This window comes from Bacillus sp. 7884-1, assembly GCF_002272245.1.
GTDB lineage: Bacteria > Bacillota > Bacilli > Bacillales > Cytobacillaceae > Neobacillus.
Window position 1 is genome coordinate 1 of the sequence record NZ_NPDD01000102.1, and the last position, 10226, is coordinate 10226.

At 38.9% G+C, this 10226-nt stretch carries 9 protein-coding genes and 1 pseudogene; all 10 read left to right on the plus strand.

Annotated features, from left to right (window positions below; translation table 11 throughout):
• The first annotated feature begins 172 nt into the window (after positions 1-172).
• The 10 genes and pseudogenes from CHI06_RS13200 to CHI06_RS13245 all read left to right on the plus strand — a co-directional run bounded on the left by CHI06_RS13200 (position 173) and on the right by CHI06_RS13245 (position 10131).
• Positions 173-1645 carry a gluconokinase gene (locus CHI06_RS13200; protein ID WP_095249020.1) on the plus strand — a complete coding sequence of 491 codons (1473 nt, stop codon included), beginning with the start codon at positions 173-175 and terminating at the stop codon, positions 1643-1645.
• Positions 1646-1798: 153 nt separating this feature from the next.
• The gene (gene larB / locus CHI06_RS13205) at positions 1799-2566 is read left to right on the plus strand and encodes a nickel pincer cofactor biosynthesis protein LarB (protein WP_095249021.1); all 768 of its coding nucleotides are present in this window, start codon (positions 1799-1801) and stop codon (positions 2564-2566) included.
• Positions 2547-3509: a LarC family nickel insertion protein gene (locus CHI06_RS13210; protein ID WP_095249022.1), complete on the plus strand. Its 963-nt coding sequence runs from the start codon at positions 2547-2549 to the stop codon at positions 3507-3509. The genes larB and CHI06_RS13210 overlap by 20 nt, the downstream gene beginning before the upstream one ends.
• Before the next feature lie 19 nt (positions 3510-3528).
• Positions 3529-3999, plus strand: a complete 471-nt coding sequence (gene larC, locus CHI06_RS13215) for a nickel insertion protein (RefSeq protein WP_095249023.1) — start codon at positions 3529-3531, stop codon at positions 3997-3999.
• 84 nt (positions 4000-4083) lie between these two features.
• Positions 4084-4158, plus strand: a pseudogene (locus tag CHI06_RS30925) (DUF2529 domain-containing protein); the annotation flags it as partial.
• Positions 4159-4555: 397 nt separating this feature from the next.
• Positions 4556-5053 carry a TRAP transporter small permease gene (locus CHI06_RS13225; RefSeq protein ID WP_095249024.1) on the plus strand — a complete coding sequence of 166 codons (498 nt, stop codon included), beginning with the start codon at positions 4556-4558 and terminating at the stop codon, positions 5051-5053.
• 1 nt (position 5054) lies between these two features.
• A complete protein-coding gene (locus CHI06_RS13230) occupies positions 5055-6350 on the plus strand; it encodes a TRAP transporter large permease (protein WP_095249025.1) in 1296 nt (431 codons plus the stop codon).
• Between the two features lie 48 nt (positions 6351-6398).
• Entirely contained in the window at positions 6399-7427 is a 1029-nt protein-coding gene (locus tag CHI06_RS13235; RefSeq protein ID WP_257009271.1) for a TRAP transporter substrate-binding protein, read from the plus strand.
• A gap of 107 nt (positions 7428-7534) precedes the next feature.
• Positions 7535-9364: a sensor histidine kinase gene (locus CHI06_RS13240; protein WP_095249026.1), complete on the plus strand. Its 1830-nt coding sequence runs from the start codon at positions 7535-7537 to the stop codon at positions 9362-9364.
• Positions 9361-10131: a response regulator transcription factor gene (locus tag CHI06_RS13245; protein ID WP_095249027.1), complete on the plus strand. Its 771-nt coding sequence runs from the start codon at positions 9361-9363 to the stop codon at positions 10129-10131. Before CHI06_RS13240 ends, CHI06_RS13245 begins: the two co-directional genes overlap by 4 nt.
• Positions 10132-10226 lie beyond the last annotated feature (95 nt).

Here is a 10226-nt window from a genome sequence, read left to right on the forward strand (position 1 = left end):
GCGGAAAGCGAAGCGCCTGGAGCACAAATCAACAGCCTAATTTAACACAGCCTTATTTTAAAGGAGGCTTTGGGAAAAATCCAAAGCCTTTTCTATTAATGTAATAGAAATGACAATAATAGACAATTATAATTGACAACATATATATCGTTATTTGAAAAGGAAGATGAGTATGCCAAGAGAGTTTGTAATTGGGCTTGATATCGGAACGACTAGTGTAAAGGCCTGTGTATTTCACTTAAATGGAAAATTAGCTTCAGAAGCAGAAAAAATGAACACCTTTCAATATCCCCAGCAAGGCTGGTCAGAACAAGACCCAATTGAAATCGAGCGTTCAGCTGTCCTCGCTATTCGGGAAGCGATTGAAAAAGCAGGGGTCGAAAAGGATGATTTGATCGCTTTAGGATTTTCAGCTGCGATGCATTCCCTTATTTGTGTTCACGAAGACGGAAGACCTCTATCTCCTGCCATTATTTGGGCGGATGGCAGAAGCACAGGACAAGCAGAAGCCATAAAGAAAACAATTGGAAGCCATGTTTACGCAAAAACAGGAACACCAATCCATCCGATGACTCCGTTTTTAAAATTACTATGGATGAAAGAAACAAATTATCAGCCTTACCTAGAAGCAGCTTTCTTTATGTCGATAAAAGAGTATTTAATTCATTGCTGGTTTAATGAACGTGTAATCGATTATTCTATGGCGTCAGCGACAGGATTATTCAATCCTCAGACTCTTGAATGGGAACAGGAATTGCTCGAGTTAACAGGTATTAAGAAGGAACAGTTATCCGAAATCGTTCCTCCAACAAAAGTGTTAGCGGGTCTAAATAGAGAAATTGCTGAGGAAATGGGAATTAATCCAGAAATGCCATTTGTAATGGGTGCTGCGGACGGTCAGTTGGCGAACCTTGGGATTGGAGCAATTTTACCTGGAGAAGTTGCGGTTTCCGTGGGTACAAGCGGTGCAATCAGACAAATCAATCAAGGGGTAAAAATTGATGAAAATCAAGAAACATTTTGTTACTCCTTTACAGCAGAGTCATCGATTGTAGGCGGTCCGACAAATAACGGCGGTATCGTTTTACAATGGTTAAAAGATCTTCTAAATGACCAAAGGGATTTTACGGATTTCTTAGGAGACGCAGAAAAGGTTGCTCCTGGTGCAGAGGGAATTCTATTCCTGCCTTACTTAAATGGGGAAAGAGCGCCAATCTGGAACCAACAGGCAAAAGGCAATTTTTATGGAGTTTCGATTACCCATAAAAAAGAGCATTTTATCCGAGCAGTCCTGGAAGGAATCACTTTTAATCTCTATCAAATCGGGAAAGCGCTGGAAAGGCTGGCGGGCGAGCCTAAAAAAATCTACGTTAACGGTGGATTGGCAAGGTCACCGCTCTGGCTGCAAATGATGGCTGACATTTTTGAAGCGGAAATTTATGTCTCTGAAAGTCATCACAGTGCCGCATGGGGAGCTGCATGGACCGCTTTAGTGGGCATTGGTAAAGTGGATTCTTTTGAAGAAATCAAAAAGAATATTCCAATGGGCAGTGGTGTTGTACCTAATAAAGAAAACAGTAAACGATATAAAGCGATATATGAAAACTATGAAAAGCTTGCTAAGGAAATGGTGAAGTTTTTCTAAAAGAGGTCTCTGAAGGGCAAATCTGGCAAAAGAACCAGGGGATTTGTCCTTCATCAAGGCAATGAAGGACAAAACTGGTGAAGGAACCAAGGGATTTGTCCTTCATCAAGGATATTGTATAGAATCATAATAGAAATAAAAGGGGGGAAACGAATGCTTGAAAAGATTTTGGAACAAGTTCAAAAAGGTACCCTCAGTATTACCGAAGCAAAAGAACAGTTAGCGACATTTGAAAATCTAGGTTTTGCAAAGGTAGACCATCATCGAAAGAAACGGCAGGGCTTCCCGGAAGTCGTCTATGGCGAAGGGAAAACAGCTGAACAAATTATATCGATTATTCAAGCACTAAGGGCAAGGAATAATCAGGTTATGGTAACAAGAATCTCGGAGGAAAAAGCAGCAATCGTTAAGCGAGCTTGTCCTGAATTTACTTATAATGAAATTGCTCAGATTCTATTTTGGAAAGAGCAAAAAACAAACGAAAACACTCACGGATACATAGCAATCGTTGCTGCAGGAACCTCCGATTTAAGGGTCGCAGAAGAAGCAGCGGTTACCGCAGAAATACTAGGAAGCAGCGTCCATCGAATTTATGATGTCGGTGTAGCTGGGATTCATCGTTTACTTAGTCATGCTGAAGAAATTCAAAAGGCGACGGTCTCTGTAGTGGTAGCCGGGATGGAAGGAGCACTTCCGAGTGTTGTGGGAGGACTCGTTTCCCATCCTGTAATCGCCGTCCCTACGAGTGTCGGCTATGGGGCTAACTTTAACGGGTTATCGGCTTTGCTGACGATGCTGAATTCATGTGCTTCTGGAATCAGTGTTGTCAATATTGATAATGGTTTTGGCGGAGGGTATAACGCCGTATTAATACATCAACTTGCTCAAAAAGGGGAAAGAAATGAAGACACTTTACTTTGATTGTTTTTCAGGAGTAAGCGGGGATATGGTTATTGGGGCTCTCATTGATGCAGGTGCGGACCCGGTCAAATTAGTAGAAGAATTAAAGAGGCTTAAAATAGAAGATGAATATGAATTGAAATGGAAAAAGGTCATTAAGAATGGGATTACGAGCACAAAGTTTGATGTGGTTCTAGTTAATCATGACCATGACCACACTCATGATCATGGACATACTCATACCCATGATCACAATCATGACCATGACCACACTCATGATCATGGACACACTCATACCCATGACCACACTCATGATCATGGACACACTCATACCCATGATCACAATCATGACCATGAACACGCTCATACCCATGAACACGCTCATATCCATGACCACGATCATGCCCATGGACACACACATAGCCATGACCACGATCATGACCATCACCATCATGACCATCGCTCGTATAAAGATATTGTTAGACTAATTGAAGAGGCTGATTTTTCTCAACAAGTGAAAGATACGGCTTTGAAGATTTTTAAAAAAATTGGTGAAGCGGAAGGGCATATTCATGGAGTACATTTAGAAAATGTTCATTTCCATGAAGTGGGTGCCGTAGATTCAATTATCGATATTATTGGGGCAGCCATTTTAATCCATCAGTTAGAAATATCCGTTATTAAATCTTCACCAATTCCAGTAGGTACGGGAAAAATTCGTATCGACCATGGAATCTATCCAGTACCTGCACCTGCGACCCTCGAGATTTTAAAAGGAATCCCGATTGAACACTCAGAGGTGAGATTTGAGCTTACTACACCAACTGGGGCAGCAATTATCGCGGTTCTAGCTGAGGAATTTTGCTCTATTCCTTCAATGAAAGTTAGCTCAATAGGTTATGGTGCCGGGACAAAAACGTTTAAAGACCGTCCTAATGTTGTTCGAGTCATCATTGGCGAATAGAAATAGAGGAGTAAACCAAATGAGCTCTCACCCTCCTAATTATGAACATCTTGATGATCAAATGATTAAAATGGAAGTTAACTTAGACAATATTCCTGGAGAATGGCTTGGTTACGTAATGGACCAACTTTTTGAGGCGGGGGCAAATGACGTTTTTTATACCCCTATCTATATGAAAAAAAACAGACCAGGAATCTTGCTTCAGTTACTCTGCTCTAATCAAAATCTAAACAATATGAAGGAAATACTTTTTAAGGAAACAACAACACTAGGTGTCCGGTATTATCCGTTAACCGTCCACCGGTTAGAAAGAGTGTTCAAAAAGGTAGAAACCGAGTGGGGAACCGTAACCGTAAAAGAAGGGATCCTCAATGGCCAAGTCGTGCAGCGGGCACCGGAGTATGAGGAATGTAAGAGCCTTGCACGACTCCACGATATTCCATTAAAAAAGGTCTATGAGCGGGTTTGGAAGGAAATAGATACCTATTAGTAAATGTTGGCTGATGTCTATATCAATTTACAGCTTTTGAACGGTCTGTTGCCAGATGATTTCGGAAATCGATAGTGCTAGCCCTCCTCGATGGCTGCTTTGTACGTTTATTATGGCTTAAACTTTACAATTGAAGAGATTTTAGCGGAATATGAATGAATTTAAACGACCTAAATTGGGTCGTTTTTTTGTATTGGACTTTTTTAGGGTGTTTTGGACTTTTTTTGATAGGTTATGGACTTTTATCTTAGGGTTTTGGACTATTAGACATTTTTTGGGAAATTCTACACTAAAAATGGTTCTCGTCAGACCATATTGACGGTATAGAGCCTGAATGTTAAACTGAATCTATTTAATAAGTTTATTGAACAAACAAAAGAGAACCACGTAGCACCTTATTCTTGAAAGATATCAATCATTCAAATGAAAAGGCTTACCAAAAAATCTTAATCCTAAAAAAATCACAAATTTTTCTAAAAAAACAACATTTTAAATCTTCCTCCTAATTCGTAAAATGATAAGTAAGTAAACGGTTTCAACAAAGGAGGGGATACACTTGGATTATATTAAAAAGGTGTTTAAAGCTATCGATTCTATTTTCGAAAAATTCACTTTACTATTTTTGGTAGCGTTAATTTTTATTGTAACAACACAGGTCATGACACGGAAATTATTTAATTTTGTATTCTTTTGGTCCGAAGAAATTACATTGTTACTGCTTGCATGGTTCGCCTTTATGGCCATTGCGATAGGCTTTCGGGAATATATACATTTAGGTATTGATTCCTTTACCAATCTATTTCCTAAATCTTTTAATAAAGTCTTAGATAAAATCATTAGTGCTTCCGTTTTTGCTTTTGGTTATTACCTCGTAGTCCAGGGGTGGGAATTTACATTGTTGACGGCGGAATCGACTCTGCCAGCAACAAAACTTCCTAGTAGTATCACATATCTGGCGATGCCGATCACAGGTGTTATGATTTGCGGTTACTCACTCCTGCAATTCTTCAATATTAATACTACAAGACATAAGGATTTGGAGGAGGATTTGTAAAATGGATACGAACACAATCGGAATTATCATCTTACTTTCAAGCTTTGTTATTCTAGTCCTGCTGCGTTTTCCGATTGCTCTTACGCTTGTGGCTTCGTCCTTGCTAACAGTAATCTATATGAAAATTCCACTTCCGGTTATTGGCCAGCAAATGATTCAAGGAATGAACTCCTTTTCCCTGCTAGCCATCCCATTCTTTATCCTGACAGGACAAATAATGAGTGAAGGGGGACTCGCAACAAGGATCGTAAATTTTGCAAGTTTACTAGTAGGAAGAATACGTGGCGGACTTGCAATGGTAAATAGTGTGGCTGCCTTGTTCTTTGGCAACATCTCAGGGTCCGCAGTCGCAGACGTTTCATCAGTCGGATCTGTCATGATTCCTATGATGAAAAAGAAAGGATATGAAGCAGATTATGCTGTTGGTGTTACCATCGCATCTGCTATCCAAGGTGTAGTTGTACCTCCGAGTCATAACTTGGTCCTTTACTCGTTAGCTGCCGGGGGTGTATCCATCGCCAGTCTATTTATGGCAGGAATTGTCCCTGGATTCATTATGTTAATTTCTCTTATGATTACAGGTTATATTATTGCTAGAAAACGAGGATATCAGAAAGCGGACCCAGTGCCTAGATCACAAATCGGCGGAATTCTCTTTCACGGTCTTTTATCTTTAAGTCCAGCTGTCATTATCCTAGGCGGAATCATGAGTGGCTGGTTTACGGCTACTGAGTCCGGTGCGTTGGCTTGCTTATATTCATTTATTCTAGCATTTGTCATTTATAGAGAAGCACCAATCTCAAGTATTTGGAAAATACTCACAAATACAATGAGGACGGTTTCAATGGTATTTTTCTTAATAGCAGCATCCGCCTCCTTTGGCTGGATCCTTGCCTATTTGCAAATCCCTGCTATGGTGACAGACCTGTTCTTAAGTGTTTCTGATAATCCAATCGTTATTTTATTAATTATTAATATCTTATTGCTTCTTCTTGGTGCACCAATGGACATGGCTCCAATGATTTTGATTATGACACCGATTCTTCTTCCTGTTGTTACGAGTTTTGGCATGGACCCTGTCCACTTCGGGATTGTCCTTATCTTAAACGCAGGTATTGGCTTATTGACACCGCCAGTTGGAACCGTTTTATTTGTCGGAGCGGCGATTGGAAAGGTCTCGATCCAGCAAGCAACGAAAGCCATGATGCCATTTTTCTATGCTTTACTAGTTGTTCTGTTAATTATCACCTATATTCCAGAGGTTGTTATGTGGCTTCCAAATATGTTAGTCAAGTAGCCTATTGAATGGTGAAGATTATATAAAAAATAAAAAGGGGTGTAGATTTTGATAAGCAAAAAGTTTACTGGTATTTTAGCCGCAACACTTTTAATGGGAACAATCCTTGCTGCATGCGGCGGGAAAGAAACAACTAACACTAAAAGTGAGGGGAACAAGGAAGAAGAAAAACCATCTTATACGTTCCGCTTAGCTGACAATCAGCCGCCAGATTATCCAACTGTACTTGGTGACAAAAAGTTTGCTGAATTAGTTGAGGAAAGAACAGATGGACGTATCAAAATTGAAGTCTATCCATCTGCACAACTAGGCGATGAAAAATCAGTACTTGAACAGGTTCAGCTTGGGGCCATTGAGTTTACTCGAATCAATTCTAGTCCACTTGCTGAATTCAATAATCAGTTTACACCACTAGGACTTCCTTATGTATTTGAGAGTGAAGACCATCTTTGGAACTTCTTAAATGGAGATATGGGAACGAAATTACTAGATGGACTTGAGCAATCTAAGATGAAGGGATTAGCTTATTACGATTCTGGTTCACGTAGTTTTTACTCAACAAAATCTCTTAAAAATGTAGAGGATTTAAAAGGACAAAAGATTCGTGTTCAACAAAGTAAAATCAATATTGATTTCATGGCTGCCTTAGAAGCTAGTGCGACACCAATGCCATATGGAGAAGTATTCAGTGCCCTTCAGACAGGAATTATTGATGGGGCTGAGAATAACCTGCCGAGTTTAGATTCATCTAACCATTATCAAGAAGCTAAAAACTTGATTCTTGATCATCACCAACGTATACCTGAAGTTCTCTTAATTAGTAAAGTAGCATGGGATAAGCTTTCCGAAGAAGACCAAAAGATTATTAAACAAGCTGCTCTTGATTCTGTAGAAACACAAAGAGCAGAGTGGGATAAATATGAAGAACGTTCAGAAAAGAAATTAAAAGACGCAGGTGTAACATTTACCGAAGTCAAAGATCTTAAACCATGGACAAATGCTGTAAAGCCTATGGTTGATGAGTATACAAAAGAGTATAAAGAAGTAATGGATGCAATTGAAGAAGCACGTCCATAATCTTTAGTTACAAAAACGCCTAGCTGGTAAATTTATCCACTTATCAGCTGGGTCTTTTCTGTTTTGATAATAGGTAAGAATCAGAAAACTTATGAGGAAGTGAAAGAATGCAGCAGCGATGGAGAAAAGCAGAAGAATTTATTGCACGGTATATTCTGTTAAAGAATCAATCACTAATGATGAAGCTTTGCATTTTTTCCAGCTTTCTCGTTATCATTCCTTTGCTTTCAGTGGGAATTATATCCTACAACCGCTCTTCCGTAGAATTGGAAAATGAGCTCCGCCAACATAGTGCACAGGTTATTGATCAAGTAGAATCACATATTGAATATTATTTACAAGATTTTGAGATTACAAGCTTAAAAATTATCAACTCCCCTGAATTATCCAGCCTTTTTAAGAAAGAAAAAAGTAATCATGTGGTGGAATCAGCTAGGAATACACTAAGAAATGCGGCGTATTCTCGAGCTGATATTTCCAATATAACTGTGCTGGTGGATGATGATATTGTCATTGATACCTTGGGGCTGCGGAATTACTATCCTTCAACCAATATAAAAGAAGAATATTGGTATTCATCCGTACCTTTAAACGGAATGACAATGCTAGTAACGAGAACGCTTAAACTTAAAAATAAAGAGCAGCCGGTTATATCACTTGTCAGGAGGTTATACAATCCTGATACGCTTATGCCTGTAGGAATGCTCATTATAGATATAAACTTCAGAAGGATTGAGGAAATCTCAAATAAAGTAACAGTTAGCAGGAATGGCTATTTTTTTATCTTAGATGCAAAAGGGCACTATGTCTATCATCCCGATTATTCAAAGCTTGGAAAAGAGGTCGAATTTAGACAGCTCTCACAACTTCAAAATAACGAAAGCAGTACACAAATATTAAAGAACGACCGAAAGGATTTTGTAACCTATACCTATTCCCCGAATATTGGCTGGAGTTTCTTTACGGCGGTGCCCTATAAAGATTTAACAGGGGGAATTATTCAAATCGGAAGAACGATTGTTTTGACGATTATCATCTCATTAATGATTGCCTACACAGTGGGATTCGGATTTGCAACAAGCTTGATTCGTCCGATACGACGCCTGCAGAAGTTTATGAAGGAAGTTGAGATCGGAAACCTAAGCGGTCGGGTTCCAGTAGAAGCCAAGGATGAAATTGGTCAGTTATCGGCTGGATTTAACAATACAGTTGAAAAACTATCCAATTTGCTTGAAGAAGTATATGTCTCAAAATTAAAAGAAACTGAAATGTCACTCAAACAGAAAGAAATTGAAATAAAGATGCTGCAGTCTCAAATGAACCCTCATTTTTTATATAATTCCCTTGAGACGATTAGGGGTATGGCATTAGAAGAAGGTCAGGAAAATATTGCAACTATGTCCTTTTCTTTAGCAATGCTTCTCCGCTATAATCTTAAAAATGATTCGTCCACCGTAAGCTTGGGAGAAGAAATTAAGTTTTGTCAAACGTATCTTCAGATTCAGAAATTTCGTTTTGAAGATCGATTCGAGTATGAGATTAATATTCCTCCATGGGCAATAGAGCAAGAGGTAGTCAAATTTTCACTTCAGCCGATAGTTGAAAATTGCTTCGTTCATGCCTATGAGCAAAGCTTTCAAAAATTCAAAATTACCATATCAGTAGTTTCCCATTCTGAATCTTCTTTTGCGATTCGAATAGAAGATACAGGTGCTGGTATTCCGAATTACAAGTTAGACGAACTTACAAGGAAGCTTGAGCAGAAGACGACAAACTCAGATGGGAAACATATTGGATTACTAAATGTCCACCAAAGAATTCATTATGTGTTTGGTGCGGAGTATGGACTTGCAATCAGAAGTCAATTGGAATCCGGCACAGTGGTCGAGATGCAGCTGCCGATGAAGGAAATGACAGAGGGAAGGGAAATTGGATGAAAAAAGTCTTGTTAGTTGACGATGAGAGGTGGGTACGAACCGCTCTTAAATGGACGATAAATAAATTGAATCTTCCCTTGCAGGTTGTCCATGAAGCCCAAAATGGATTAGAAGCATTAGATTGGATAAAGACGAATGATGTGGACCTGATATTAACAGATATCCGAATGCCGATTATGGACGGACTAGCTTTGGTTAAGGAACTAAGTAGTCTAGAAGGGGAATATGATGTTATTGTTATCTCTGTCCATGATGAGTTTCAGTTTGTCCAGAAGGCAATACGGAACGGTGTAAGTGATTACCTCCTAAAACCGGTTGAGGAGAACGAAATAAAGGTTTGTCTAGAGAAATGGTTAAATGGAAAAAGTAACGATGTTAATACGGGTAATCACCCACTTCCTAACAATGATCATGTTCCGTTATCAACGATTGAACGAGTACTGGATTATATAAATAAAACGCCTCTTGATCAAATTACATTAAAAGATGCAGCAGAGAGTATTCACATAAATCCCAGTTACCTCAGTCAATTGTTCAAACAACAGCTTAACAAAAAGTTTGTTGATTATATCACGGAACTACGAATTGAAGAAAGTAAGCGGTTATTGCAAAATACAACCTTAAGAATGTCTGAGATTGCCGAAAGAGTGGGATATTCTGATTTAGCTTACTTTAGTAACAATTTTAAGAGAATAGTAGGAAGTTCTCCATCAGAGTATCGGAATATCAACAGCAAAACCGGCGATGGTAAATTTAATAAAAGATAAAGTGAGTCAGAAACGTATATTTCTGATTCTTTTTTTTGTATAGGCTGTGTTAAAGGTGAATTTTGCTTTTAGAACCCTGTTGATTTGTGCGGAAG